General features: G+C 49.5%; 1 protein-coding gene. It reads left to right on the top strand.

Features of this window, described 5'->3' with window-relative positions:
* Nucleotides 1-516: RnfABCDGE type electron transport complex subunit D (locus R7044_RS27715; protein ID WP_225456298.1), on the top strand; the 516-nt coding region annotated here is incomplete at its 5' end.
* Nucleotides 517-533 lie beyond the last annotated feature (17 nt).

Below are 533 nucleotides of genomic sequence, written 5' to 3' on the forward strand. Positions count from 1 at the left end.
GCTGGTGTTGATGGTGTAACAATGGCAACTCCACTGGATGCCTTTAAAACAGGTATTCACACGGGAGCAACCCCTAGTGAAGTGCTTTCACAACCGATCTTTGGTGGCTTGGCTGGCATCGGCTGGCAGTGGGTGAACATAGCCTACCTGATTGGCGGCTTAGTGATGATCAAAAAACGCATCATTCAGTGGTACATTCCAGCAGGCTTCCTCGCAAGTTTGACTCTGTTTAGCCTTATTTTCAGCGTTATCACGCCGGGAGAGACGGCTTCGCCAATCTTCCATCTGCTGTCAGGCGCAACCATGCTAGGTGCGTTCTTTATTGCGACAGATCCAGTATCGGCATCTACCACAGTAAAAGGCCGCCTTATTTTTGGTGCGCTAATCGGTGCTCTTGTCTTTATTATTCGTAGTTGGGGCGGATTCCCTGATGGGGTCGCCTTTGCGGTTCTATTAGCCAACATGTGCGTTCCGCTTATCGACTACTACACCAAACCTAGAACTTACGGCCACTGAGGTAAACATGTTAACCG

It is taken from the genome of Vibrio sp. 1402 (genome assembly GCF_033340275.1).